General features: G+C 69.4%; 18 protein-coding genes and 1 pseudogene. 7 read left to right on the plus strand and 12 right to left on the minus strand.

Features of this window, described 5'->3' with window-relative positions:
• Positions 1–42 precede the first annotated feature (42 nt).
• The 4 genes from ACFY1L_RS05730 to ACFY1L_RS05745 form a co-directional block, all read right to left on the minus strand.
• A complete protein-coding gene (locus tag ACFY1L_RS05730; protein ID WP_388818590.1) occupies positions 43–2,301 on the minus strand; it encodes a beta-galactosidase in 2,259 nt (752 codons plus the stop codon).
• Complete coding sequence (locus tag ACFY1L_RS05735) at positions 2,298–3,206, minus strand: carbohydrate ABC transporter permease (RefSeq protein WP_388818593.1); 909 nt, start codon at positions 3,204–3,206, stop codon at positions 2,298–2,300. The genes ACFY1L_RS05730 and ACFY1L_RS05735 overlap by 4 nt, the downstream gene beginning before the upstream one ends.
• On the minus strand, positions 3,203–4,060 hold the full coding sequence (locus tag ACFY1L_RS05740; RefSeq protein WP_388818596.1) for a carbohydrate ABC transporter permease: 858 nt from the start codon (positions 4,058–4,060) through the stop codon (positions 3,203–3,205). The genes ACFY1L_RS05735 and ACFY1L_RS05740 overlap by 4 nt, the downstream gene beginning before the upstream one ends.
• 86 nt (positions 4,061–4,146) lie before the next feature.
• Complete coding sequence (locus ACFY1L_RS05745) at positions 4,147–5,511, minus strand: ABC transporter substrate-binding protein (RefSeq protein ID WP_388818599.1); 1,365 nt, start codon at positions 5,509–5,511, stop codon at positions 4,147–4,149.
• Positions 5,512–6,859: 1,348 nt separating this feature from the next.
• Between ACFY1L_RS05745 and ACFY1L_RS05750 the strand changes: the two genes are divergently transcribed.
• The 6 genes and pseudogenes from ACFY1L_RS05750 (at position 6,860) to ACFY1L_RS05775 (ending at position 15,469) form a co-directional block, all read left to right on the plus strand.
• The gene (locus tag ACFY1L_RS05750) at positions 6,860–9,439 is read left to right on the plus strand and encodes an RICIN domain-containing protein (RefSeq protein WP_388818602.1); all 2,580 of its coding nucleotides are present in this window, start codon (positions 6,860–6,862) and stop codon (positions 9,437–9,439) included.
• A gap of 331 nt (positions 9,440–9,770) precedes the next feature.
• Entirely contained in the window at positions 9,771–10,301 is a 531-nt protein-coding gene (locus ACFY1L_RS05755) for an HAD hydrolase-like protein (RefSeq protein ID WP_388818605.1), read from the plus strand.
• Between the two features lie 96 nt (positions 10,302–10,397).
• Positions 10,398–12,086, plus strand: coding sequence for a ribulokinase (araB, locus tag ACFY1L_RS05760; protein WP_388818608.1), 1,689 nt, complete (start codon positions 10,398–10,400; stop codon positions 12,084–12,086).
• A 14-nt stretch (positions 12,087–12,100) separates the two neighbouring features.
• On the plus strand, positions 12,101–13,618 hold the full coding sequence (araA, locus tag ACFY1L_RS05765) for an L-arabinose isomerase (RefSeq protein WP_388818611.1): 1,518 nt from the start codon (positions 12,101–12,103) through the stop codon (positions 13,616–13,618).
• Between the two features lie 55 nt (positions 13,619–13,673).
• Entirely contained in the window at positions 13,674–14,375 is a 702-nt protein-coding gene (gene araD, locus ACFY1L_RS05770; RefSeq protein WP_388818997.1) for an L-ribulose-5-phosphate 4-epimerase AraD, read from the plus strand.
• 88 nt (positions 14,376–14,463) lie between these two features.
• Positions 14,464–15,469, plus strand: a pseudogene (locus tag ACFY1L_RS05775) (transaldolase).
• A 1,275-nt stretch (positions 15,470–16,744) separates the two neighbouring features.
• On the opposite strand, the gene ACFY1L_RS05780 reads toward ACFY1L_RS05775, so the two are convergent.
• From ACFY1L_RS05780 to ACFY1L_RS05800, 5 genes are all read right to left on the minus strand, one after another.
• Positions 16,745–17,824 carry an Ldh family oxidoreductase gene (locus ACFY1L_RS05780; protein ID WP_388818614.1) on the minus strand — a complete coding sequence of 360 codons (1,080 nt, stop codon included), beginning with the start codon at positions 17,822–17,824 and terminating at the stop codon, positions 16,745–16,747.
• Between the two features lie 20 nt (positions 17,825–17,844).
• A complete protein-coding gene (locus tag ACFY1L_RS05785; protein WP_388818616.1) occupies positions 17,845–19,572 on the minus strand; it encodes a thiamine pyrophosphate-dependent enzyme in 1,728 nt (575 codons plus the stop codon).
• A gap of 12 nt (positions 19,573–19,584) precedes the next feature.
• Positions 19,585–20,445: an amidohydrolase family protein gene (locus ACFY1L_RS05790; RefSeq protein ID WP_388818619.1), complete on the minus strand. Its 861-nt coding sequence runs from the start codon at positions 20,443–20,445 to the stop codon at positions 19,585–19,587.
• A 132-nt stretch (positions 20,446–20,577) separates the two neighbouring features.
• Entirely contained in the window at positions 20,578–21,786 is a 1,209-nt protein-coding gene (lhgO, locus tag ACFY1L_RS05795; RefSeq protein ID WP_388818622.1) for an L-2-hydroxyglutarate oxidase, read from the minus strand.
• Positions 21,787–21,816: 30 nt separating this feature from the next.
• Positions 21,817–23,265: an aldehyde dehydrogenase family protein gene (locus ACFY1L_RS05800; RefSeq protein ID WP_388818625.1), complete on the minus strand. Its 1,449-nt coding sequence runs from the start codon at positions 23,263–23,265 to the stop codon at positions 21,817–21,819.
• Between the two features lie 231 nt (positions 23,266–23,496).
• On the opposite strand from ACFY1L_RS05800, the gene ACFY1L_RS05805 reads away from it, so the two are divergent.
• Positions 23,497–23,784 carry a putative quinol monooxygenase gene (locus ACFY1L_RS05805; protein WP_388818628.1) on the plus strand — a complete coding sequence of 96 codons (288 nt, stop codon included), beginning with the start codon at positions 23,497–23,499 and terminating at the stop codon, positions 23,782–23,784.
• A 61-nt stretch (positions 23,785–23,845) separates the two neighbouring features.
• Here ACFY1L_RS05805 and ACFY1L_RS05810 read toward each other — a convergent pair whose 3' ends face one another.
• The 3 genes from ACFY1L_RS05810 to ACFY1L_RS05820 are packed head-to-tail and all read right to left on the minus strand — an operon-like array spanning position 23,846 to position 26,133.
• Positions 23,846–24,874, minus strand: a complete 1,029-nt coding sequence (locus tag ACFY1L_RS05810; protein WP_388818631.1) for a methionine synthase II (cobalamin-independent)-like protein — start codon at positions 24,872–24,874, stop codon at positions 23,846–23,848.
• Positions 24,875–24,877: 3 nt separating this feature from the next.
• On the minus strand, positions 24,878–25,348 hold the full coding sequence (locus tag ACFY1L_RS05815) for a heme-binding protein (protein WP_388818634.1): 471 nt from the start codon (positions 25,346–25,348) through the stop codon (positions 24,878–24,880).
• On the minus strand, positions 25,345–26,133 hold the full coding sequence (locus ACFY1L_RS05820; RefSeq protein WP_388818637.1) for an alpha/beta fold hydrolase: 789 nt from the start codon (positions 26,131–26,133) through the stop codon (positions 25,345–25,347). The genes ACFY1L_RS05815 and ACFY1L_RS05820 overlap by 4 nt, the downstream gene beginning before the upstream one ends.
• Between the last annotated feature and the right edge of the window lie 23 nt (positions 26,134–26,156).

Raw genomic sequence — 26,156 nt, forward strand, 5'->3', positions numbered from 1 at the left:
ACGTCACCGCCGGGCGACGCCCGTTGTGCGAGCCCCGTTGCTTCAGCCGCGGGAGGTCGGCCCCTGGCTCGTCTCGGCGAGCACCTGGACGTCCCACGGTCCGAGTTCGACGCAATCGCCGGCCGAGTAGCTCCGGGGCGACAACAGGTCACGCATCGCGGTGGGGACAGTGACGGTCGCCGGGTCCCAGGACCAGTTGTGGACGATGTGCACCCGCGCCCCGTCCTGCGCGACCGCGGAGCTTACACGGACGGACCCGGGTCCGCCCCACCGGCGTGCCGAGGGCGTCACCCGGTGGTCCGGCCTCGCCGCACCGGCGACCCGCACGGCCCAGTCGACGAGCGCCGCGCCGGTGGCCGGATCGGGCTCGGTGCCCACGACGGTGATGCGGCCCGCGCCGTGCGCCCGCGTGGTGACGGCCGCGAAACGGCCGAAGTGCGGGTGGAGGTAGGAGACCAGCGCGTCCGCGCCGTTCTCCGCGCGCGGTTCCAGGCAGTCTGCCCACGCCTGCCCGGTGGCGCCCTCGGGCAACTCCAGTGCCGGCAGACCTCTCGGCTCCGGTCCCGCGCGGAGCGGCACGGGTGAGTCGAGGTTGGAGGACTCCTGGTAGGAGACTCCCGCCGCATCCGCCAGGCGCCCCGGCTTGACCTCCGAGCGGGCCCGGGCGAACTCGTCGGCGTAGCCGGTGCGTACACCGACCAGCAGGTGGCCGCCGGCCTCGGCGTACGACGTCAGCCAGTCCAGCAGAGCGTCGCTCGCGGCGTACAGCCCGGGGACGAGCAGGACCGGAAGCTCCTGTGCGAAGGCCGAGGGATCCTGGCCTTCCGGGTTCCGGGCCGGGTTGTCGCCGTCGGGGAGCACCTGGCGCTCGTGGACGACCCGGCTGCTGAGGGCCGCGTCGAACGCGCCGCGCGCCCACGTCCCCACCATGCGGTCGTACGCCCGCTCGACTCTGGTGAAGAAGGAGTACGGCCCGGGCGGCGTCCAGGGAGGCTGGAAGGCGAGCGCCCACTTGGACGGCACGGAGTACAGCAGACCGACGTCGGCGTCAGGGCGCAGCGCGGCCACGGCGCCGCCCGCGCGGTGGAACTCGGCGCCGATCCGCGCCACTTCGGCGTAGACGCGGCCCGGGCGCATGTCGTGCGGGAGGACTCCGGCGTAGTGCATCTCGATGCCGGTGTGCATCGAGTGCCACTGCCAGTACTCGATCATCTGTGCGCCGCGCGCGACCATCGCCCAGGCCGCCTGGCGCCACTGGCCGTCCCAGGCGGGGATGTTGACCGAGGAGTCGCCGGTGGCTCCGGCGTTGGTCTCGGTGACCAGGAAGTTGGCCCGCTTCGAGGCGTACATGCGGTCGGCGAGGTGGATGAGGTTCCAGGTGCCCGTCACCATCCACGCCGTGTCGGGCAGCTCGTCCGGCGCGGGCAGCGCCAGATGGTCCTGCATGGGGTAGTACGGGTTACCACCGGCGACGTCCAGCGGGCGGTTGACCGCCAGGTCGTCGACGGCGGGGACGTCGTAGGCGACGCAGGTCATGACGAACTGGTCGGCGCGCCCCGCGGCGGTGGCCACCTCCCGCACGATGCCGGCCTGCCAGGCGATGAAGTCGTTCACCAGCCGCGTCTGGAAGGCGCGCCACGCCTGGTCGTACTGGGGGTGCAGGTTGCCGTGCGGCGCCCAGAGGTCCTCCCAGCCCGACAGGCAGTGGGACCAGTGCGCCAGCCCCCACGCCTCGTTCAGGGTCTCGACGTCTCCATAGGTCTTGCGCAGTTCCTCCGTGAACGCCTCGACGACGCCGGGGTTGTGCAGCAGGCGCAAGCCGGGTTCATTGTCGACCTGGTAGCCGATCAGGGCCGGGTGGGAGGCGTACCTGCCGATGACCGCGCGGATGACTCGCTCGGCGTGGAACCGGTACGCGGGATGCGTGAGGTCCATCTCCTGGCGGCCGCCCCAGGGCACCCGGCGCCCGTCCGGCTGCTCGGCGGCGATGTCGGGGTGCTTGCGCGCCAACCACATCGGCACCGCGTACGTCGGCGTGCCGAGGATCACGGACATGTTCCGCGCCTGGCAGCCGTCGAACACCTCCTGGAGCCAGTCCAGTTCGAAACGGCCGTCCTCGGGCTCCCACGTCGACCACACCGACTCGCCGACCCGGACGACGTTCATCCCGGCCTCGGCCATGAGGTCCAGATCGGTCTCGAAACTCCGGCCGGGCGAGTACTCGGGGTAGTAGGCCGCACCGAACAGGACGTGGTCCGGCAGCCCCGGGAGCGTGCTCGACGCCTGCGGTTCGCTGCTCATCCCTTGACTCCTCCGCTGGTCAGGCCCGACTGCCAGTACTTCTGCAGATAGAGGAACGCGGCCATCAGCGGCAGGACCGAGATGAACGACCCCGTGATGACCCGCGAGAACAGCGCCTGCGCTCCCGACTGGCCGCTGGCGGCCGTCTGCCACTGCGCCAGTCCCACGGTCAGCGGCAGCAGGTCGTTCGACCGCAGCATGATGAGCGGCAGGAAGTAGTTGTTCCACGTGGCGACGAGCGTGAACAGCAGCACCGTGACCGCGCCGGGCACCAGGAGGCGCAGCGCCACGGAGAAGAAGATCCGCATCTCGCTCGCGCCGTCGACACGGGCGGCCTCCAGCATCTGGCTGTCGATCGTGTCGGCGGCGTAGACGCGCATGAGGTAGACACCGAACGGGCTGACGAGGCTCGGCAGGATGACCGCCCAGCGGGTGTCCGTCAGGTTCACCTGCGCGAAGACGAGGTAGGTGGGGATCGCCAGCGCCGTGGTCGGCACCATGATGGACCCGAGCACAACGGAGAAGAGAGCCTTACCGCCCGGGAAGTCGTACTTCGCGAACGCGTAGCCGGCGGCGGTCGCCAGGACTGACGCCCCCACCGCGCTGACGGTCGCGTAGAGGATCGTGTTGCCACTCCAGGTCCAGAAGATCCCGTCCTGAGCGGTGAAGACGTCCACCACGTTCGACCACAGGTGGATGTCGCTGAACCACAGGCCGAACGTCGAGAACAGCTCACCGTTGGTCTTCGTCGACGACACGACGAGCCAGAACAGCGGAAGGAGGAAGTACGGCAGCGTCAGCAGGACGAGCACGGTCAGCAGGGGGCTGCGGCGGGGACGGTTGCCTCGCGCCTTGCGGGAGGCGGGCGCCGTCGAGGTTGCGGGGGGAGGTATCAGAGCGGTCATCGGCGGCGCTCCCGGCGCTGCTGGGTGAGCTGGACGGCGTAGGACGTGATGGCGATGGCACCGGCCAGGAGGAAGGCCACCGCCGCCGCGTAGTTGATGTCCTGGTTGGTGAAGGCCAGGTTGTAGGCGTAGAGGTTCGGTGTGAAGGCGGAGTCGATCGAGTTGGGCGCCAGCTTCTGCAGAAGCTGGGGCTCGTTGAAGAGCTGGAAGCTTCCGATGATGGAGAAGATCAGCGTGAGGACGATCGCGTTGCGGATGGACGGGATCTTGATGTGCCAGGCGATGCGGAACTCGCCGGCGCCGTCGAGCCTGGCCGCCTCGTACATCTCCGTCGGAACCGCCTGCAGCGCCGCGAACATGATGATCATGTTGTAGCCCACGAACGCCCAGGTGGTGATGTTCATGATTGAACCCAGCATCCAGGACTGCGACAGGAAGGGCGGCACGGGCAGCGACAGCGCCCGTGCCATCTGGGCGAAGGGGCCGAAGTCGTGGCCGTACAGGTATCCCCACATGAGGGTGGCGACGACGCCGGGAATCGCGTAGGGCAGGAAGATCGACAGGCGGACGAGACGTTGCAGGTAGAGCTTGCCGGAATCCAGGGCGAGCGCGAACAGCAGCGCCGCCCCCAGCATGACCGGGACCTGGACGACGAGGTAGAGCAGGACCCTCAGCAGCCCCTGTGCCAAGGCGCTGTCGCCGAAGGCGCGCGCGTAGTTGTCCAGGCCCACGAAGGTCGTGCCGCCGATCAGCTGCTCACGGAAGAGCGACAGGTAGGCGGCATAGCACAGCGGGATCACCATCATGGCGATGAAGATCACCATGAACGGCGCGACGAGCAGGTAGGCCGCCATGTGCTGGCGCCGGGCCGCTGAGGAGCGGCGCGCTCGCCGCGGCGCCGGCGCGCTGGGCGCCGGCACCGCGGAGGACGGGAGAGAACTCACTTGACGGTCAACCCCTGCTGCTTGGCGTAGGCGACGAGCTTTTCCTGCCATGCCTTCAGACCGGCCTCCATGTCGCCCTTGTCGGCGATGGCCTTGCCGAGCGTGTCGTTGAAGGTCGTGTACGCGTAGTCCATGAAGGGCAGCCAGCCGAAGGTGGTGGTCACGTGCTGGGACGCGTCGACGAAGGTCTTGTTGGCCTGCTGGCCACCGTAGAAGTCGGACTTCGCGTCGGCGAACTCGCTGCTGTTCAGGATGCTCGTCTTGGACGGGAAGAACTGCTGCTTCGTGACGAACAGGTTCGCGGGCTCCTCCTCGACGTTGATGTATCGAGCGAGCTCGGCGGCGGCGATGGGGTTCTTGGTGGTGTTCATCACGGCGTTGGTCGAGCCGCCCCAGTTGCCGGTCGCGTGGTCACCGGCGTTCCACTGCGGCAGTTCCGTCGTCCGCCACTTCCCGGAGGTGGTCTTGGCCGCCCCCTCGAGGAACGTACGGCCCCACGCGGCCGCGAGCCACGAGGCGTACTTGCCGCTGGACAGGCCCTTGTACCACTGGTCGTTGAAGTCGGCGTCGGTGGAGACCTCGCCCGCCTGGATCAGCTTCTGCCAGTAGTCCACGACCTGGGTGACCTCGGGGCTGTCGAGATCGATGGTGACCGTCTTCTTGCCGTCGAAGCCGAAGGGGTTGGCGCCGTTCTGCCACAGCAGACCCACGAACTGGCCGGGGTCACTGCCCGGCAGGTTGGTGATGTAGGCCTTGGGGTTCTTCTCGTGGAGCGTCTTCGCCGCGGTGGCGAACTCGTCCCAGGTGGTCGGCGTCTTGATGCCGTACTTGGCGAGGATGTCGTTGCGGTAGATCATGCCCATCGGGGCCGTGTCCTGCGGTACGGCGTAGACTGCGCCGTCGGCGCTCACCTGGTTCCAGACCCAGGAGGGGAACTCGCTCTTCATGGCGTTGATGCCGTGGTAGGGCGACAGGTCGAGCAGGTTCTTCGTCAGAGTGAAGCTGCTCAGGAACTGGTACTCCACCTGGGCGACGTCCGGGGCGCCCTTGCCGGCACGCAGCGAAGTACGCATCGCCTTGTACTGGTCGGTGCTGGAGCCGATGTTGACAGCCTTCACCTTGATCGCCGGGTACTTCTTCTCGAAGAGGGCGATCTCCTTGTCGATGTCCGGCACCCACGTCCAGAAGGTGAGGTTCGTCGGCGTGGACATCGCCTTGTCGAACTCGGCCTGGGTGACCGTCTTGGGAGATCCACTCGACGAACCGCTGTCCGAGGTGGAGCCGCCCCCGCAGGCGGTGAGCAGGAGGGCGGTGGCCGTCAGCGTGGCCGCCGCCGCTGGGAATGAGCGGGTCCTGAGCACGAGTTCTCCCTAGTCCGGTTTGCCTGGCTGGATGGTGTGACCGGTCACAGGCCTGGGGTCAGTTTTAGCGCCCCTCCACCGCCGCACAAGAGGGGGGAACAAGTTTCGCGGTTGTTTCAGTCACATTGTGACCGGTCACGTGCCGGTAGTCTGAGCAGTCCCGGCGTCATTACGCAAGTGAGAAGTGAAGATTTTCTGAACGCTGCCGATGGCGGCAACTGCCCCGGATGTCCGGCGCCCCTGTCCGTCACGGCCTGGAAAACGCACAACTGACTTGCCCAGTAGTCGGGTTGAGGCACTCGTGGCGGCCCCTTCGACCCTCCGCGCGTACACGCCTGGCTCAGGTTGCGAAACGGCGACGGCGGTCCGCGACGCGGGAAGAGCGGTCCACGGAGAGCAGCGATGGCGCTCCGCCGCCGACGCCGTTTCCCCGATTCACCCGACTGCACCCACTCTCGGCCTCGCCCGACTCCAGCCTCTCTCGACGACGCCCAAACCGCCCCCTCTGCCGGCGAGACACGGCCTCCTCCGACGGTGAGGAATACAGGAAGCCGAGGCCGCGGAGACCTCGGAGACCGCGATGCGAAGGGCCGCGAAGACCGCGGAGGCCACCGACCCAGACGGTGGATCCGCCCCCGCCGTCGCCTTCCCCTGCGGGTGGCGTCCCGCCGGGTGGTGTAGGAATCCTGGCCGTGTCAGTCCGGACGGCCGGGGTCTGCTCGACGCTGTCGAGCGCACCGGGCGGCCGTCCGCGCCGTTGACCGTGCTCTCGATCGCCCACGGCTCGGGAGCGGCCCGGTCGTGGGCGCGACCTGCGACGACACGACGGACCCTGGCTACGCCACTCGGCGGGACGCCATCCCCCTGCGCACCCTGCAGTCCGCGGTCTCAATCGTCCAGTCGAACGCCGTTCGGCGCGACTGGCTCCGATGCCCCTGGTGGGCAAGCGCCTTCTCCTCGTTTCGGGCTTGCCCACGGGTCGAGTTACCGACCGTTTTTCGGCGACACTCTTGCGCACCGCCGTTGTGACCGCTCACACTCCTCCCGTACATGAGAGCGGTCACAACGGCGCCCCCTGATGTGTCCCAGGCATATCGCCCTTCCGGAGCGGGGGCTCATCGCCGGGCGCCACCTCATGGAGGAGCACCGGGGGAGGCGCTCCGCAAGCTCCTTCATCGTCGGTCCAGGCGGCGGTGAGGGTTCCCAGAGAAGCGAGGCACGGACATGAGGAGATCCTCCATGTCCTGTCGGCGGCGAACAGGGCCCGCAGGGTCGAACGTCGCGGCGTTCCCGGCTCGGGAGCGGCCTCCGTCGGCCGATCAGCCAGCGGCCGGAAAGGTTCACAAGCATGAGTCGCAGAATCACCATCGGACTACTGTCCGTCGCGCTCGCGGTCGGCGGAGCGCTGTTCCCCAGTACGAGCTACGCGGCCAACGCCCAGCTGACGGTTGACCTGTCGCAGGACACCGGCGACATCGGGCACGGCGCGTCGGGTTTCCTCTACGGTCTGGGCAACCCGGGCGTCACGACCGACAACGTGCTCCAGCCACTGCACCCGCAGCAGGCCGCGCAGAAGCCGCAGGGCGGTCTGCAGCACCCCAGTGGCGACGTGTTCGATGTGGCTCCGCAGTACCTGAACGCAGGTGCCAAGGAGATCCAGATCTACATGCAGGACATCTACCGGTACTGGCCCTATGAGAACCAGGGCCTGACGGACTACCTCGGCAAGGTCGACGACATGGTCGCCGCCGTGAAGGCCGACCCCAACTACGGCAAGTACGTGTACGTCCCGTTCAACGAGCCAGACTGGATCTGGTACGGCGGGATGTTCACCAACGCCACGACGAAGGCGAAGTTCTTCGACGACTGGAAGACGGTCTACAACCGCATCCGCGCGTCGGATCCGACAGCCAAGATCGCCGGCCCGGGCTTCAGCGTCTACGACAACCAGACGATGGCCGACTTCCTGACGTACGCCAAGGCGAACAACGTCGTCCCGGACGTCGTCACCTGGCACGAGCTCCAGAACAACTTCTTCACCGACTACTACAACCACTACAACCACTGGCGTGGTGTGGAGACCAGCCTCGGCCTCTCCAAGATCCCGATCGTCATCAACGAGTACACCCGCGCCACGGGTGACCTCGGCATCCCCGGGCAGCTCATCCAGTGGATGACCCGGCTGGAGAACACCAAGGTGAGCGGTGACCTGGCGTACTGGGTCACCGAGGGCACGCTCAACGGCCTGACGACCCGCAACAACGAGCCGACCGGCGCGTGGTGGCTCTACAACTGGTACGGCGAGATGACGGGCAAGACCGTCACCGTCACGCCGCCGACCCAGAACGGCGCCCTCCAGGGCATCGCGACGCTCGACGCCGCGAAGAAGCAGTCCCGGGTCATCTTCGGCGGCTCCTCGGGCGACACGGACGTCACCGTCCAGGGCTTCGGCGCCACCTCGGGCTTCGGCAGCACCGTCCACGCCGTCGTCCAGGCCACGGCCAGCACCGGCACGGAGGACGCGGCGGGCCGGCCCGCCGTGGTGCTGGAGGGTGACTTCCCGGTCACCGACGGCAAGATCACCGTGACCGTTCCGGGCATGAGCGCGACGTCCGCCTACCAGATGACCATCACTCCCGCCACCAGCCTCTCCTCGGCGGACGTGCCGACCCGGTACCAGGCGGAGAACGCGGATCTCAGCGGCAGCGCCCGGGTGACCTACGGCTCCAACACGGGCTACACCGGCACGTACTTCGTGGACGGGTACCTGAACTCGAGCAACGCGAGCACCAACTTCGTCGTCTCCGCCCCCAACAACGGCTACTACGACGTCACCCTCCGCTACTCGGCCGGTCCGCACACCGGCGCCCCCACCGACCGCAGCACCCGCGTCACGGTGAACGGCTCCAAGCTGACCGACCTCGCCCTGCCGGGCACGGCGAACTGGAACACCTTCGCCACCAAGACGGTCACGATGTACCTCTCCCAGGGCATCAACCGGATCAACTACGGCGCCTACACCACTGACAACAGCGACAACATCAGCGTCGACTCCATCGACGTGATCCACTCGACGTCCGGCACGACCGCGAGCTACGAGGCGGAGGACTCCGGCAACACCTTCGGCGGCACCGCGGCCGTCGAGACCGACTCCGCGGCCTCCGGCGGCAAGTACGTCGACTGGCTCGGCAACGGCGCGAGCAACACGCTCACGTTCAACAACGTCACCGCGGCGTCCTCCGGCCTCCACCGCATGGTCGTCACCTACGCCAACGCCGACAACCGCGGCGACGGCGGCAACGACTACAACATCATCAACCGCTACGCCGACATCACCGTCAACGGCGGCACCCCGCAGCGCGTGTACTTCCGCAACACCCGCGGCTGGTCCAACTACTGGACCACCACGGTCGACGTGAACCTGACCGCCGGCAGCAACACCATCAAGTTCGGCAACAGCTCCGCGTACACCCCCAACATCGACAAGATCCAGGTCTCCTCCGCAATCGCCGGCAGCGGCACCTCGTACATCAAGCTGGCGAACCGGTCGACCGGGCTGATGGTCGACGGCGGCGGGCGCACGACCAGCGGCTCCGCCGTCGGACAGTGGCCTCTGGGATCGACCACGAACCAGGAGTGGTCGATCGTCCCCGACGGCAGCTACATCCGCCTCAAGAACCACGCCACCGGGCTGTTCCTCGACGGCCTGGGAGCCACCGCCAACGGTGCCACCGCCGGTCAGACGACCGACAGCAGCGCCACGTCCCAGGACTGGATGGAGGTGACGGCGGGCTCGTACGTCCGCCTCAAGAACCGCGCCACAGGGCTGTACGCCGACGGCATGAACCGAACCAGCAGCGGTTCCGACCTCGGCCAGTGGAGCGGCAGCACCAGCACCAACCAGCAGTTCCGCATCCTCCCGCAGTAGCGGGTCGCATCAGTCGATACACGGGTTCGGCGCCGGGAAGTCTTTCGGCGCCGAACCAACTCCTCCACAGCCCCGGCCCGGCCGACAGGGCGGCGCAGGGGGACGCTGTCGGGAAATGGCCGGGCAGCGGGTCCGGGAACCCTTCGGTGGCCGCATTTCCTACCAGGCGGACGTACGGCTCCTTCCGCAGCGGGGCCGCTCCGACGCGGTGGCCACGCCGTGAGTGGGCAGGACCGGGCTCTCGTGTTCGACTTCGACGGGTTGATCGCCGATACCGAGGTGCTGTGGGGCGGCGGCGCTCACGGAGCTCTACACGTCCTTCTCCCAGGCGTTGCCGCGCGACCGCTGCCGCCGAGTCCATCGGCTGTACGCCGCACGATCCCGACCCGTTTGCGGAGCGTGTGTTCCGAGACCGGATGGCGTCGGGGCACCGCTGCCGGGCGTACGGCTGCTGGTGGCGGACGCGAAGCGGCGCGGTCTGCCGCTCGCGGTCGCGTCCAGCTCTCGGGCGACCTCCGTGGTGCCCCACCTACAGCAGTTCGGGCTGCGCGACAGGTTCGACGTGGTCGTCATCCGACGGCCCGTGACCCACACCAAGCCGGCCCCGCCCTCCATGTGCTGGCGGCGCGGCGCCTCGGAGTGGCCCGGTCGGGTCTCGGGTGACGCTGTCTTGACGCCCGCATATGTGACCGTTCACAATCTTCCCATACCCGTGACCGGTCACATAGGTCCCGGCAGCCGCGCCGAACCCTCCAGGGGGCAGCGGATGGCCGCCGGCATCAGCGACTCAACCGCCTGCCCCGGTCTCGCGGGTAACCGTCGCGAGGCTCAACGGCTGACGTCGTCGCCGGGCGGAGCCTGAGCCAGTCCACGCCCGCCCCTGTCGCCATGGCCTTCCCTCCCCACCTCATCCATCGTTTCGAACAACGCGCGAGATCTCGATCAGAAGGGCGGCCCGATGGTGAACGCCGAACACAGCGAACACACCTCTCCCGACACCTACGTCATCGGAGTCGACTACGGGACGCTCTCCGGACGGGCCGTGGTGGTCCGCGTCGCCGACGGCACCGAAGTGGCTTCCGCCGAGCACCCCTACCCGCACGCCGTCCTCGACCGGGCGCTGCCCGACGGGACACCGCTGCCACCTGACTGGGCGCTGCAAGTGCCCTCGGACTACATCGACGTCCTGCGGATCGCCGTACCCGAGGCTCTGGCCCGGGCCGGAGTGCGGCCGGAGCAGGTCATCGGCATCGGTACGGACTTCACCGCCTGCACGATGGTTCCGACGCTGGCCGACGGCACGCCGCTGTGCGAACTCCCCGGGTACGGCGGCCGCCCGCACGCCTACGTGAAGCTGTGGCGCCACCACGCCGCCCAGGCCCAGGCCGACCGCATCACGGCTCTCGCCGAGGAGCGCGCGGAGCCGTGGCTGAAGCGGTATGGCGGCAAGATCTCCTCGGAGTGGGAGTTCGCGAAGGCGCTGCAGCTGCTGGAGGAGGACCCGGAGCTCTACCACCGCACCGCGCGGTGGGTGGAGGCGGCGGACTGGATCGTGTGGCGGCTGTGCGGCATCTACGTCCGCAACGCCTGCACCGCCGGATACAAGGGCCAGTACCAGGACGGCGCCTATCCTTCCCGCGACTACCTGGCCGCGCTCAACCCCGGTTTCGCGGACTTCGTGGCCGAGAAACTGGACCAGCCGATCGGCCGACTCGGCGACCTCGCCGGGCGGTTGACGGCCGAGGCGGCGGCGTGGACGGGCCTGCCGGAAGGCATCGCCGTCTGCGTCGGCAACGTCGACGCGCATGTCACCGCGCCCGCGGCCACCGGGGTCGAGCCGGGTCGGATGGTGGCCATCATGGGCACCTCCACCTGCCATGTGATGAGCTCCGACCAGTGGGCCGAGGTGCCGGGCATGTGCGGTGTCGTCGACGGCGGCATCCTGCCGGGCCTGTGGGGCTACGAGGCCGGGCAGAGCGGCGTCGGTGACATCTTCGGCTGGTTCGTGCGCACCGGGTTCCCCGCGTCGTACGCCGAGGAGGCCGCCGCCCTGGGACGCGACGCGCACGAACACCTCACCGCCCTGGCGGCGGAGCAGGAGATCGGCGCGCACGGACTGATCGCCCTCGACTGGCACAGCGGCAACCGCTCCGTCCTGGTCGACCACGACCTCAGCGGCGTCCTGGTGGGCCTGACGCTGGCCACGCGCCCCGAGGACGTGTACCGGGCGCTGCTGGAAGCGACCGCGTTCGGCACCCGCACCATCATCGAGGCGTTCGAGACGTCCGGGGTACCCGTGAAGGAGCTCATCATCGCGGGCGGCCTGACGAAGAACGCGCTGTTGATGCAGATCTACGCCGATGTCACCCGTCTCCCGCTCGGTGTCATCGACTCCGCGCAGGGCCCGGCTCTGGGCGCGGCGATGCACGCGGCGGTCGCGGCCGGCGCGTACGCGGACATCAGGGCCGCCGCCCAGGCCATGGGCAAGGCCCGTCCGGGCGTCTACCTGCCCGACCCCGAGCGGGCCACCGCATACGACCGGCTGTTCGCCGAGTACCGCCTCCTGCACGACTACTTCGGCCGCGGCGCGAACGAGGTCATGCACCGCCTGCGCGGACTGCGCGCCAAAGCATCCGCCCACTCCTGAACAGGTAAACCCTCATGGAAACGAACACCACGCCCTACCCCGACCACCAGATCTGGTTCCTCACCGGAAGCCAGGGCCTGTACGGCGACGACGTGCTGCGCCAGGTCGCCGACCAGTCCAGAAGCATTTCCGAGACCCTCGGCCGCCCCGGGAAAGTCCCGGTCAGGATCGTGTGGAAGCCGGTCCTCACCGACGCCGAGTCGATCCGCCGGATGTGCCAGGAGGCGAGCGCCTCCGACGCCTGCGTCGGCGTGATCGTGTGGATGCACACCTTCTCCCCGGCGAAGATGTGGATCGCCGGACTGAGCGCGCTGGACCGGCCGTTGCTGCATCTGCACACCCAGTACAACCTGTCGCTGCCCTGGCCGAGCATCGACATGGACTTCATGAACCTCAATCAAGCCGCCCACGGCGACCGGGAGTTCGGGCACATCGAGTCCCGTGTCGGCGTCGACCGCAAGATCGTCGCCGGTCACGCGACCGACCCGCGAGTCGTCCGCCGCATCGCGGCCTGGGCCCGCGCCGCCGTCGGCCGCCACACCTCCCGCAGCCTGCGCCTCGCCCGCTTCGGCGACAACATGCGCGACGTGGCCGTGACCGAGGGCGACAAGGTGGAGGCCCAGCTGCGGTTCGGCTTCTCCGTCAACACCTACGCCGTCAACGACCTGGTCGCCGTCGTCGACGCCGTCGAGGACAAGGCGGCTGCCGAACTCGCCGAAGAATACGTCGAGTCGTACGACATCGCGTCGGCGCTGCGCCCCGGCAACATCCGCCACGACTCACTGCTCTACGCGGCCCGCCTTGAACTCGGCCTGCGCACCTTCCTCACCCAGGGCGGCTTCACCGCCTTCACCACCAACTTCGAGGACCTGGGCGGACTGCGCCAGCTGCCCGGCCTCGCCGTGCAGCGCCTGATGGCCGACGGCTACGGCTTCGGCGGCGAGGGCGACTGGAAAACCTCCGCCCTGCTGCGCACCATGAAGGTGATGGGCCTCGGACGCCCCGGCGGCACCAGCTTCATGGAGGACTACACCTACCACCTCGGCCCGGGTACCCCGCGTGTCCTGGGCGCCCACATGCTGGAGGTCTGCCCCTCCATCGCCACCGCCCGCCCCCGCTGCGAGATCCACCCCCTCTCCATCGGCGGCCGCGAGGACCCCGTCCGCCTCGTCTTCGACGCGGCCGAGGGTCCCGCTGTCGTCGTCGGCCTCTCCGACCTCGGCGACCGCTTCCGGCTCACCGCCAACGCCGTCGACGTCATCGCCCCCAGCGAGCCACTGCGCCGCCTGCCCGTGGCCCGCGCGGTCTGGAAGCCCCGCCCGTCGCTGGCCGAGTCCGCGGAGAGCTGGCTGCTCGCCGGCGCCCCGCACCACACCGTGCTCAGCTCCGCCGTCGACCTCGAGACCCTCACCGACTACGCCGCCATGGCCGACGTCGAACTGCTCACCATCGACGAGAACACCAGCACCGAGCAGTTCGCCAAGGAAGTCCGCTGGAACGCCGCGTACCACCGCCTCGCCCAGGCTCTGTGACAGCCCTTTCACCACACAAGGAGATCGATCTGTGACCGTACGAGTCCGCGACGGCATGCGGCAAGAGGTGCTGGACGCCAACCTGGCCATCCCCCAGGTCGGCCTGGCCACGCTGACTTGGGGCAATGTGAGCGGCGTCGACCGTGAGGCGGGGGTCTTCGTCATCAAGCCTTCCGGCGTCCCCTACGAGGACCTCGCCCTCGACCACCTCGTGACCGTCCGCCTCTCCGACGGCGAGGTCGTCGGAGGCGACCTGCGGCCCTCCACCGACACCGAGACCCACCGCTGCCTCTACCTCGCCTTCCCCTCCATCGGCGGCGTCACCCACACCCACTCCACCCACGCCGTCGCCTTCGCCCAGGCCCGACGCGACATCCCCGTCCTCGGCACCACCCACGCCGACACCTTCAACGGCCCCATCCCGGTCACCCCCGACCTGACCGCCGAGCAGTGCGCGAAGGACTACGAGTACAACACGGGCCGCGTCATCGTCGACCTGCTCGAAGAGGACGACCAGAAGGCCGTCGAGGTCCCGGCCGCGCTGGTGGCGGGCCACGGCCCCTTCACCTGGGGCACCACCGCCCGCAAGTCCCTGGAACACGCGATCATCTGCGAAGCCGTCGCCGACATCGCCCTCCACACCATGGCCCTCTCCCCGACAGCACCGCCTCCCGCCCACCTGCTCGACCGCCACTACACCCGCAAACACGGCCCCGACGCCTACTACGGCAACCCGGCCCCTGCGCCCGCCATATGACCGTCGTGTCGTTGACGCATGCGTCGGACCCGGCGCACGGGGACCCCGTATCCAACGAAGCACACGACTACGAGCTGATACGACCCCAATGACAGACGACGCACTCGAGCGACTCTCCGACGGAGGCGTCGCGATCTGGCTCGACGACCTGTCCCGCAGGCGGATCGCCTCTGGCAACCTGGCCGAGCTGATCGGCCAGAAGCACGTCGTGGGTGTCACCACCAACCCCTCGATCTTCCAGAAGGCCATCTCCGACCGTGACGGCTACGAGCAGCAGCTGGCCGACGCGTCGCGTCACGGTCGACGAGGCGATCCGCATGATCACCACGGCCGACGTACGCGACGCGGCGGACGTGCTGCGCTCGGTGTACGACGCCACGGGCGGTCAGGACGGCTGGGTCTCCATCGAGGTCGACCCTCGTCTGGCCAACGACACCCGCGCCACCGTGGCCGAGGCCGAGCAGCTCGCCTGGCTGGTCGACCGTCCCAACACTGTGAGGTCCCGGCGACCCGGGCCGGTCTTCCGGCGATCGCCGAGATCATCGGCCGGGGTATCAGCGTCAACGTCACGCTGATCTTCTCCCTCGACCGCTACCGCGAGGTCATTGACGCCTACCTCACCGGCCTGGAGAAGACCGGCACCGACGAGGAGGCCATGGCCCTCAAGGGCAAGGCCGCCCTCGCGAACGCCCGGCTGGCCTACCAGGCGTACGAGGAGGTCTTCTCCTCCGACCGCTGGGCCGCACTGGAGAGCCGTGGCGCGCACAAGCAGCGCCCCCTGTGGGCCTCCACCTGTGTGAAGGACCCGGCCTACTCCGACACCATGTACGTCACCGAGCTGGTCGCCCCAGGCACCGTCAACACCATGCCCGAAGCAACCCTGGACGCCACCGAGGACCATGGGGGCGGTCACCGGCGACACCATCAGCGGCACGTACGAGCAGGCTAAGGCCGAGCTCGACGCGCTGGCCGCGGCCGGCATCGACTACGACGACGTCGTCCAGCTCCTGGAGGACGAGGGTGTACAGAAGTTCGAGCAGGCGTGGAGCGAGTTGCTGGACTCCACCTCGGCCGAGCTCGCTGGTGAGGCATAGGGCCGGTGATTGTGTGGCATGCTTCGGCACCCTCTGAAGCGGCATACCACGAAGGACTACGAGTACGACACCGGCCGCATCACAGTGGCCGGCCCGAAGAGGGCGGCCGGCGAGCGGTCGAGGCTTCCGCGGCCCTCGTGGCCCAGGTGAACGGACGGTGGTGGCCCTGGTGGCCCACGCGCGTCCGTTCACCTGAGGCGCCACCGCCCGCAGGACTGTGCCTCTACGTCGACGGCGCAAATGGCGCGCTGATAGAGCTATCAACAAGGTCGACCTGCGCAGGGACCTCCACTCCGGCACGGGCCCCAGCCGATTCTCCCGGGCAAAGGGCTACGACCTGGTCGAGAGCGGTGAGCCGGAGCACAACACGCCCCCACCTGGCGCTGCGCCCCGCAGCGCGCAGACGCCCCGCCGGAGCATCCCGGCGGGGCGTCGTCGTCCCACGGAAGCCCCTGTAGCGGGGGCCCGTATGAAGGCGGACCACATCGTGCCACGAGGGCCGAAACGGCACAGGTCACGTCCCGGCTGAGCACAGCGCTCGGCACCGGGCGACGTGGTGCGCCACGGTCAGCTACCGGGTCAGCGAAGCGTCTCGAGCCGCGCGACGAAGCGGGCAAGATCCTCGGCGGCACCGCGAGGCAGGCCGACGACCATCGCCTCCGGCAGAGGAGTGATCACGGCCCGCAACCGCGCGCCGAGCTCTGGTAGCAAGGCCAGGCCGAAGCAGAAGCCGACACAGGCGGGGACCGTGTCTTCTGGGGGCGCGATCTACGACATGACCGCGCCTGCCTCCCCGCAGCCGGCCAGCTCCCGGCGAACGCTGCCGCGTCCGTACGCCGCTCGGTAGGCTCCGGCCTCTGTTCCGCCGACTGCCTCGGCCCGGGCACTGCCCTCGCCGACGGCAGATTCTCGGCGACGTCGAGCAGCTGCTCTTCCCGCTGTTTGCCGGTGAGACGTCGGTGTGCTGCGACAGAGCCACATGCCCTCCGACTTCCGTGTTTGGCGCGACCTGGCCGCCGCCGGACTGCGCGTCGCCGCCCTCGACGTCACTGACCCTGGCGGCGGGAACGCGGTGGTGGAAAGCCTGGGCAGGCAGGGCAGGTCAGCCGGCCCGCCGACACGGCACACGGCACCAGCGGCTGGCCGTCGAAAGCCGCGTGACCCGCTGCATATGCGGAGATACCCCATGCGGCCTGATCTCTGCGGGGGCCGCCGACCGTCCTTGCTCGAACGGCCGGCAGAGACGGCGGCTCCCGGTCAGGGTTCACCGAGCTCTCATTCGGGCGTGTGGGTTTCAGGCGGCGTGATGCCCAACTTATCGGCGCTTTCCACCAGTTCGCGCCACACCTTCGGCACCACGGGCACCCCGTCTGCCGCCCGGCCCTCGGCCAGTACGGCGCTGCGCTCACCGGGGTAGAACACGCCAGCGGTGCCGTCCGCCACCGGCAGCCCCTTCAGGGTGCTCAGTGTGGTGTCGACGGCCTCGGTGAAGGCGTCCGGGTCGCCGAAGGCCGCCGGGGCGATGGCGATGAGCAGGGCGTTCTGGCGGTGCTTGCGTCCCTGGGGGTCGTCGGAGTGGAATGCGGAGAGGATGGGGGCGCCGACGAGCACGCTGGTGAGCAGTTCGAAGGCGAGCGACATGCCCGAGCCCTTGGCGCCGCCCAGCGGCAGGGGCATGACCGCCTGCTCCGGGTCGGTGGTGGGGGTGCCGTCCGCGGTGGCGGCCGCTCCTTCCGGCAGTGGGGTGCCGGAGGCCTTGGCCTGGCGGATCTTGCCGAGGGCGATGGTGGCGGTGGCCATGTCGAGGAGCAGCGGCGCGCACTCGCGGGCGGGTACGGCGATCGCGAGCGGGCTGGTGGCCACGGCGGCGCCCTTGACGCCGGTGTAGCCCATGTTGGGCATGCCGGCGACGAAGCCGATGCCGACCAGGCCCTGCTCGGCGATCCTCGACACGTAGTGGCCGATGGCGCCGGTGTGGACGGTGCGGCGTACGCCCACGGAGGCGATGCCGGTCACGCTTGCCCGCCGTACGGCCTCCTCGGCGGCGGCGGTGAGGGCGACCGGGCCGGGTGCGCGGTCGGCGTCCAGGACGAGGACGGCCGGTGTGGTGGACTCGATCCTGATGACGGGCCGGGCGTTGGCCACACCCTTGGCGAGCAGTTCGAGGTAGGCGGGCACGCGGGCGATGCCGTGGGAGTCGATGCCGCGCTCGGCGGCCCAGACGAAGACGTCGGCGGTGGTGCGGGCGTGCTCCGGACTGAGACCTGCCTTCTCCAGGAGGGCGGCGGCGAATGTGCGCAGGTCCCTGGTGGGGACAACGACGCTGGCCGGCTTGGGTGTTGGGGTGTCGGACATGGTGGCGGGAGTCTCCTGGGTCAGCGGGTGACGAGGACGTCGACGACGGCGGTCGTGCCGTCCGCCACGGCCTTGAGGGCGCGCTCCAGGGCGGGCGCGAGGGCGTGGGGCGCGTCGACGGTCTCGGTGTGCATGCCGAACGGCTCGGCGAAGGCGGCCAGTCGGGGCAGTCGGCGCAGATCGGTGCCGAGCCACTCGCCGGTCCCGGCGGCCGCGCCCTCGGGGTAGAAGCGGCGGTGGTTGAGATTCATCGACTTGTAGACACGGTTGTTGAACACCACGATCAGCAGCGGCAGTTCGTACGTCTTCGCCGCGTCGTACGAGGGGATGACCGGGTTGTAGGTGAAGGCGCCGTCGCCGATGGTGAGCACCACCGGGCGTTGCCGGGCGGCGAGTTTGACACCGAGGGCGACCGCGATGCCCTGGCCGAGGCCGCCCTGGACGTAGAAGTACGAGTCGGGGTCCGATACCTGCAGATGGCGCTTGACCACGCGGCTGTGCGTGATGGTCTCGTCGACAACGATCGCGTCCCGTCCGTCGAGGAGCCCCCGCAGCGTCGCGGCCACGAGCACCGGGTCGATGCCCTCGGCTTCTTCCGCCTTCGCTTCCGCGGCTGCGATCGACGCCTGTTCGTCGGCGTGCTGCTGCTCCTGTGCCGCCCGGCATGCGGTGACGGCGGCCACCTCGAGGTTGTTCGCGCGTTTGGTGAGCTGGCGCAGGGTGTTGGTGACGCCGCCCTCCAAGTACCGGTCGGCGTACAGGACTTGGTAGACGACGTGGGGTCGTTGCGGCACCTCGTCGATGACGACGACCTGGGCCTTGGCCGGGCGGCGGGAGGGTGGGTAGAAGGGAGCGCGGCAGTTGACCAGGAGGATCAGGTCCGCCTCGTCCAGCCACGGGCCGACGTCGGAGCCCGCGTGCAGCGGATGCGCGCGCGGGAAGTTGCCGCACACGGCCGAGTCCGGCTCTACCACCGGGATGTTCCACGCCTCGGCGAAGGCGAGCAGGGCCTCGAAACCGCCTGCTTCCCGGCCCGCCGTCTCGGTGACGATGACGGGGCTCTCCGCCTCGCGGATCATCTGGGCGACGGGGTCGACCTCTTCGGGCGAGCTGTGTGTGGAGCCCGGCGGGACGATCGGCTTGGCCGCGCGGCCGTCCCACTCCTCCAGGAGGATCTCCAGGGGGATGTTGAGGTACGCCGGTCCCGCCGGGGCCCGCCACGACAGCTCCGCCGCCCGCGTGATCATCGTGGGCAGCGTGTGGACGCTGGCGGCCTCGTTGGACCACTTGCTGAACGGGCCGGCGACCCCGTGCGGGCCGCCCACGACGGACAGGTTGCGGTACCACTGGCCGCCCGGGTCCTTGCCGGGCCCGTCGCCGTAGGTGGCGGACTCGGAGGAGGCGACCACCATGGGCACACCGGCGAGCAGCGCGCCGTGCACGGCCATGGAGCCCTGCAGCAGGCCGGGGGCGGCGTGCAGGAGGACGCCCTGAGGTCGGCGCTTGAGGAGTCCGTAGCCGGTGGCCATGCCGACGGCGACGGTCTCGTGGGTCAGGTCGAGGTACTCCGGGCAGGGCAGTCCGTCGCGGTGGCGGCGGGCGAGGGACTCCCACACCGGGGCCCACTCGGACCCCGACGAGCAGAAGAGGTAGTCGGCTCCGGCCGCGTCGAAGGCTGAGACGAAGGCATCCCCGCCGTCACCGCCGTGACTGCCGCCGGGGCCCGGCGAGTTCGTGATGTCCGTCATCGCGGGTGTTCCTCAGCCCTCGATCGGCCAGTTCAGGACCTCGGAGATACCGCGGCCCATGATCCATTCGAGTTCCTCGGGCGTGAAGTCCCAGTGCTTGGTGAACTGCTCGATGGTGTCGGTGTAGGTGATGCCGTGGCCGAGCAGGCGGGTGATGTCGGTGCCGTAGAAGCAGCGCTGCGGGCCCATCTTGTCGACCATCTCGCGCACGTACTTCTGGATGTTGTTGTTAGGGAAGGGGTGCGTCGAGTAGCCCGGCAGCGCGGATACCTTGACGTAGATGTTGGGGTGGGCGGCCAGGTCGGCGGTCTCCGAGACCCAGTAGCCGATCGCGTCGTCGACGCAGCGGGCCATGATGCCCATGTGGTCGATGATGATCTTCAGCTCGGGGTGCTTGGCGGCGATCTCGCCGAGCTCACGCTTCCAGATCGGGGCGTGGACCATCGTCGGGATACGCAGCTCCTCGGCGATCGGCCAGTACCAGTCGTTGGTGCCGTCGATCATCCAGTTGCGGTCGATCGGCCGGTGGAACGTCAGGCGGGTGCCCTTCACATGCGGGTTCTGGGCGAAGTCCGTCAGCATGGCCTTGCCCTCTTCGGGCTTGTTCTGCGGGATGCGGGCCATGATGCCGAAGCGGTTCGGGTGCGCCTCGCACGCCTGAAGGGCGTAGTCGATGCGGTCGCCCTCCCAGGACGGCGGCAGGATCAGCGCCCGGTTGACGCCGGCCTCGTCCATCAGCTCCAGGGCCTCCTCGTACGAGAAGGGTTCCTCGCGGTGGCCGTTGAGACGGATCCGCTCCCGCGCGCCCGGGACCCAGGGGCGGTCCGGGGTCTCTTCCAGCCAGATGTGGATCTGCGTGTCGACGACGAACATGTCTTCAGCTCTTTCTCTCGAACGAGGTGGCGGGGTGACGCGGAAGGAACGCTAGGCGGGAGGTGAGCCCTTGCGGAGTCCCTGGGAGCGCAAGCACTTGTTGCGCGGAAGTGCGCTGTACGCAGGGCATTCTCAGATTGCGGAACGGTCCTTGAAAGCCGCCGAGACGATGTGTTCGGCGATCGCCATGGAGGCCGTGGCGGCCGGGGAGGGCGCGTTGCGGACGGCTGTGACACGGCCGACCTGGTGGATGCGGAAGTCGTCCACGAGGGTGCCGTCCCGGTCAAGGGCCTGGGCGCGTACGCCCGCACCGCCGCGTACGACGTCGCTGACCGAGACCTCGGGCACGTACCGCCTGGCGTCCTTCATGAAGGCCGCCGTCGAGAACGAGCCGCGGTACTCCCTGATGCCGGTACGCCAGTGCCGGGCGGCCATCTTCCAGGCGCCCGGGTAGCCGGCGAGGCCGAGCAGGTCCCTGGGGGAGATCCGGGTGCGGGTGTAGCCCTCCCGGGCGAGCGCCAGGACCGCGTTGGGTCCCACCTCCACGGAACCGTCCACCCGGGGCGTGAAGTGGACGCCGAGGAACGGGTAGCGCGGGTCCGGCACCGGGTAGATCAGGCCGCACACCAGATCGGACTTCTCCGGCTTGAGCAGCATGTACTCGCCCCGGAACGGGACGATCTTCGGCTCCTGCCTGTCCTGGGCCAGCTTGGCCACGGCGTCGGACTGGAGGCCCGCGCACAGAATGAGCCGGTCCACGCGAACACGTTCCTGCCCGGAGGCCACAGCGATGCCACCCGGCACGTCGGTGATATTCGTGACGGGGAAGCCGACCCTGACCTCGCCACCGGCATCGATGACGTCCTTGGCGAAGGAGCGGGCGATCGCCGGGTAGTCGGTGATGGCGGTGCGGGGGGAGTGCAGCGCCGCCACGCCGGCGACGTTCGGCTCGAGTTCCTGGATCTCCTGCTTGGAGATCTTCCTCAGGTCGGGCACGTGGTTGTTCCCGGCCCGCTCGTAGAGGTTGTTCATCCGGCCCAGCTCGTCCTCGCGGACCGCCACGACCAGTTTGCCGATCTCCCGGTACGGCAACTCGCGGTCCTGGCAGTACTCACGCAGCAGGGACACGCCACGGACCGTCAGGTCGGCCTTCAGGCTGCCGGGTGTGTAGTAGATGCCGGCGTGCACGACGCCCGAGTTGTGACCGGTCTGGTGGAGCGAGACCTCCTGCTCCTTCTCGAAGACCACGACCCGGGTGCCGGGGCGGCTGAGGGTGATCTCGCGGCCCGTGGCCAGGCCGACGATGCCGGCCCCGACGATGCCGATCGTCTCGTCGGCCATCGGCATCCTCCTCTCTCGTTGCTCCCTGCCTCACGCGCCGAAGTTGACAGCGACGGTCTTGACCCGGGTGGAGAAGCGGAGGACCTCGTCGCCCTGCTCCTTGTAGGCCGTACCGGAGTCGCGGAACCCGCCGAAGGGCAGGTGGACGTCCCAGCCGGTGGTCGTGGTGTTGACGGCGACCTGTCCGCACTCGGCCTCGTCGGCGAAGCGGTGGGCGTTGCCCAGGTCGCGGGTGAAGACGGCCGCGGCGAGTCCGAAGTCGGAGTCGTTGACCGCGTCGACGGCCGCGGCGAAGTCGTCGACCGCGCGAAGGGCGAGGACCGGGCCGAAGACCTCATCCCGCCAGATCGCCGTCTCGGAGGTGACGTCGGCGAGGACGGTCGGCTGCACATAGCAGCCATGCGCGCGGTCGCCTTCGGTATCCGCGTTGCCGCCGGTGAGGACGGCGGCGCCCTGCTCGATGGCCCTGCTCAGGTCGGCGAGGACGCTGTCGCGCTGCTTCGGGCTCGACAGCGGGCACAGGGTGGTCGCCGGGTCACTGCCCGGGCCGATCCTCAGCGCCTCGACCTCGGCGACCAGCAACCGGGCGAACTCCTCGTACACCGGCTGCTCGACGATCACCCGGCTGGTGGCGGTGCAGCGCTGTCCGGCCTGGCCGAAGGAGGCGGCGACGACGGCCTTCGCGGCGGCCGGCAGGTCGGCGTCCTTGAGGATGACGGAGGCATTCTTGCCGCCGAGTTCGCCCTGGAAGCGGACGTTGCGGTCGGCGAGCCGGCGGCGGATACGGGCGCCGACGGCGTTGGAGCCGGTGAAGGTGATACCGACGATCCGAGGGTCGTCGAGGAGGGCTTCCTCGATCTCCGCGGTACGGCCCGTCACCACGTTAAGGACGCCAGCCGGCAGCCCGGCGTCATGCAGGGCGCGGGCGAAGTGCAGGCCCGCCAGCGGTGTCTCGGTGGCCGGCTTGAACACGGCCACGTTGCCGGCGGCGAGCAGTGGGGCGAGCTTGCGGGCCGGGGTGATCAGCGGGTCGTTCCACGGGCTGATCACGAGAATCACGCCGATGGGCTCGCGCTGGGTGTGGGTACGGTGGTTGGGCCGTACGTCGTGCAGGAGGGTGCCGTATCCCTGGCGGGCGAGACCGGCGTAGTACTCCAGGAAGTCGGCGGCCTTGAGGGTCTCGCCGGTCGCCTCCGCGAGGGTCTTGCCGTTCTCGGCCGTGACGTTGCCGGCGATCTCGTCGACCCGCTCGCGGATCAGCCGGGCCGCGTCGGAGAGGATCCGCGCCCGCTCGAAGGGACTGGTGCGCTTCCAGACGGTGAAGGCCTGCTCGGCGTGGTCGTAGGCGCGGGTGACGTCCTTGGCGGCGAGGGCGGGGACGCGGGCGATCGGGGCGCGGACGTCGGCCGGGTTCTGCACGTCGATCCACTCGCCGGTCGCCACCCACTCCCCGCCGGAAAGGGCTTCCACAGTACGCATGCAGATCACTTCCTTCGTCCGCCGCGGTGACGCGGGCTGCACTTCAGAGCGGCCGTGCGGGCCGGATGCGACAACACACCATGTCGGGACAGGCCACCAGGCCCGTGAGGGCAGGCATTGCTTGCACCGTGCGCAGGTCGGTGGGCGGTTGATCCGTGCTGGAATCTGCAGGCCGGAGGGCATGTGCGACATGCCGCCGGGAGTCGGAACACCCGCTGAGGAGAGACAGACATGGCCTACGCCGTCATCGCCCGCTACCACTGCGACCCCGCCGACGAGGCCACCGTGCGTGCCGCGTTGCTGAAGGTGCGAGAGCACACGCGTGCCGAGCCCGCGAACCTGGCGTACGAGGTGCACTCGGAGGCCGACAAGCCGGGCGTCTTCGTGCTGTACGAGCAGTACGCCGATCAAGCCGGCTTCGAGGCGCACAAGGCGGCGGACCACTTCAGGGAGCTGATCGTGGAGACGGTGTGGCCACTGCTGACCGCCCGGTCGGTGACGTTCGCCGAGGTGTTGTGAGACCGGGTGTTGTGAGACCAGGGGCCGGGCAGTCGCTGCCCGGCCCCCCTTCGTCGTCGGGTCAGAACTCGTTGCCCCAGACGTACCGTGCGAGCGTCTCCACCAGAACGATCTTCTTGCGCTGTTCCTCGGCGCTCAGCAGTGGTCGGCACGCCACATCGGCGAAGCCACGCGACGGTGACAGCGCCGCGTCCTCGATGTCCTTGAACGCGTCGACGGCGTCGATGCGGGCCATCACCGTGTCGATGTCCTCCAGCTCGGGCACGGTCGCGTCCACCACGCCCAGGCACACATCCCGGTCCTCCGGCAGCGCCCGGACCAGATCGAGCTCGGCCTCCATGCCCTGGTCGAAGGGCAGAACCCAGCGGTCCACGGGGACTTCGCCGTACAGGCGCTCGGCCCGCGCCCTCTCCACCGCGGCGGGGGCCGTCCAGCCCGGGCAGAGGCCGATGCGGACACTCTCGGGGCGCTCGTCGAGTCGTACCGCCAACGCCTCGACGGCGAGAGCGTCCGCGAAGGACAGCGCGCCCGGGTCGGCCGGATCGGCGGCCAACTGGCCCAGCAGGACTGGGTTGTTGAGCTGGATCAGGCGTACGCCCTTGGAGACCAGCAGTGCGATCTCCGCCTGGACGATCTCCGCGAGGGCCTCGCCCAGTTCACGCGCGGACGAGATGCCGAGGCCGGGCTGGAACGTGGTGGCGGCCAGGTACGCGGGGGACGGCAGCGAAGCCTTCGGGGCGATCCCCGTGAGGCCGGCGAGCTGTGCGGCCCAATCGGCGAGCAGCGGCCTGTTGGCCTTGGGAAGGGACTCCGCCACCCAGCGGGTGAGACCGTCGGCGTCGGTCTCGTCCGTACGGCGGAACCCCGACACGGCGTCGAAGACCGCGCCGCGGAAGTCCTCACGAGGGAAGTCGCCGTCGGTGACGACGGTGGAGCGCAACTTGCGCTGGTAGGCCACCGCCTCCGTGACCGCCGTGACCTCGGCCTCGCGCAGGGCCTCCGGATCGCCGGCCGCGCGGGCGGCGCGGAGTTCGGCGGGCCGGACCAGGCTGCCGTGGTGGTCGATGCGGTAGTTGAACGTGTCCGCCATGGCTCACACGTCCTTTCCGGCGGGCTTGCCGACGACGCCCCAGGCAGCGAACTCCAGCTCGTAGCCGAGGGATTGGAGGACCTCGTCGGCGATCTGCTGGTCCTCGTCGGCGGTGCCGCCGGCGATGCCGAGGCCGCCGATGATCTCGCCGTCCTTCTTGATCGTGACGCTGCCCTCCGTAGCCATGATCGGCAGGGCGGCACCGGGGAGTTGAGAGAGCTGGGCGAAGAAGACGGGCTGGCTCTCCTGCCACTTCTTCAGCATCTTGCCGGGCCGCTGCATCACGGCCGCGGTGTACGCCTTGGCACGTGCGATGTCCGGGGTCAGTGGGCGCGCCCCGTCGGCCCGGCGGATCGCGACGGGGAAGCCGCCGGCGTCCACCACGGCCACGCTCACCGCCTTGCCGACCGCCTGGGCGCGCTTGTGGGCTGCGGCGACGATCTCCTCTGCGGCGTCGAGAGTCAGGCTGCTCATGCTGCGGTGTCCTTCGGTTCGGTGAGGGTGCGGCGCAGGCGGGCGACGGCCGCGTTGTAGGGGCCCGGCGTCTCCCAGTACATGGAGTGCGGGGCACCCGGAAGGATCTCCAGGTGCGAGCCGGGTAGCAGTTCGTGGGCGCGGGTGACGGTCTTCACGCTGAGCACGGCGTCCCGCTCGCCCGCGAGGAAGGCGACCTTGACGCCCGAGCTCTGGATGTCCTCCAGGGATGGCCCGTTGGTGTCGAGGTTGCGCAAGTCCTGCATCTTGGCGACGTTGAAGGTGCCCATCTGCTGGAACAGGAAGGTCAGGTCGGCGCGCTCCCGCTGGAACGGCTTGGTCAGCAGCCGGTCGATGACGGGCAGCTTGACGGCCTCGGCGCGGTCGGCGGCGGCCAGCTCCTTCAGCTCGGGGTGGCTGATACCGCCGAGGGAGTGGCCCAGTACGACGGAGGAGACCCGGTCGGGCCGGAGCAGCCCGGCGCGCAGCGCGGCGACGGAGCCGATGGACTGGCCGACGAGCATGACGTCGGCCAGGTCCTCCTGGTCGAGTACGGCGACCACGTCGCCGGGGAAGTCCTGGCCGTCGAACTCGGTCATGGACGAGTCGGACTTGCCGAAGCCGCGCAGGTCCACGGTGACGACGGTGAACTCGTCCCGCAGCGCGGCGACTTGCTGCCACCAGGCGGCGTGGTGGCCGCCGCTGCCGTGCACGAACAGGATCGCCGAGCCGCTGCCGTGGCGCTCGTAGTAGATGGAGGTGCCGTCGGAGTCGGCAATGGGCATGAGGATGAACTCCTGTACGAGCA

The sequence above is a fragment of the Streptomyces sp. NPDC001663 genome (assembly GCF_042893105.1).
Taxonomy (GTDB): domain Bacteria; phylum Actinomycetota; class Actinomycetes; order Streptomycetales; family Streptomycetaceae; genus Streptomyces.

What these genes read in the sequence shown, in the direction of transcription:
- ACFY1L_RS05730 (WP_388818590.1), bottom strand. Translation starts at nt 2,301, where the DNA reads ATGAGCAGCGAACCGCAGGCGTCGAGCACGCTCCCGGGGCTGCCGGAC.
- ACFY1L_RS05735 (WP_388818593.1), bottom strand. Translation starts at nt 3,206, where the DNA reads ATGACCGCTCTGATACCTCCCCCCGCAACCTCGACGGCGCCCGCCTCC.
- ACFY1L_RS05740 (WP_388818596.1), bottom strand. Translation starts at nt 4,060, where the DNA reads ATGGCGGCCTACCTGCTCGTCGCGCCGTTCATGGTGATCTTCATCGCC.
- ACFY1L_RS05750 (WP_388818602.1), top strand. Translation starts at nt 6,860, where the DNA reads ATGAGTCGCAGAATCACCATCGGACTACTGTCCGTCGCGCTCGCGGTC.
- araB (WP_388818608.1), top strand. Translation starts at nt 10,398, where the DNA reads ATGGTGAACGCCGAACACAGCGAACACACCTCTCCCGACACCTACGTC.
- araA (WP_388818611.1), top strand. Translation starts at nt 12,101, where the DNA reads ATGGAAACGAACACCACGCCCTACCCCGACCACCAGATCTGGTTCCTC.
- araD (WP_388818997.1), top strand. Translation starts at nt 13,674, where the DNA reads ATGCGGCAAGAGGTGCTGGACGCCAACCTGGCCATCCCCCAGGTCGGC.
- ACFY1L_RS05780 (WP_388818614.1), bottom strand. Translation starts at nt 17,824, where the DNA reads ATGTCCGACACCCCAACACCCAAGCCGGCCAGCGTCGTTGTCCCCACC.
- ACFY1L_RS05785 (WP_388818616.1), bottom strand. Translation starts at nt 19,572, where the DNA reads ATGACGGACATCACGAACTCGCCGGGCCCCGGCGGCAGTCACGGCGGT.
- ACFY1L_RS05790 (WP_388818619.1), bottom strand. Translation starts at nt 20,445, where the DNA reads ATGTTCGTCGTCGACACGCAGATCCACATCTGGCTGGAAGAGACCCCG.
- lhgO (WP_388818622.1), bottom strand. Translation starts at nt 21,786, where the DNA reads ATGGCCGACGAGACGATCGGCATCGTCGGGGCCGGCATCGTCGGCCTG.
- ACFY1L_RS05800 (WP_388818625.1), bottom strand. Translation starts at nt 23,265, where the DNA reads ATGCGTACTGTGGAAGCCCTTTCCGGCGGGGAGTGGGTGGCGACCGGC.
- ACFY1L_RS05805 (WP_388818628.1), top strand. Translation starts at nt 23,497, where the DNA reads ATGGCCTACGCCGTCATCGCCCGCTACCACTGCGACCCCGCCGACGAG.
- ACFY1L_RS05810 (WP_388818631.1), bottom strand. Translation starts at nt 24,874, where the DNA reads ATGGCGGACACGTTCAACTACCGCATCGACCACCACGGCAGCCTGGTC.
- ACFY1L_RS05815 (WP_388818634.1), bottom strand. Translation starts at nt 25,348, where the DNA reads ATGAGCAGCCTGACTCTCGACGCCGCAGAGGAGATCGTCGCCGCAGCC.
- ACFY1L_RS05820 (WP_388818637.1), bottom strand. Translation starts at nt 26,133, where the DNA reads ATGCCCATTGCCGACTCCGACGGCACCTCCATCTACTACGAGCGCCAC.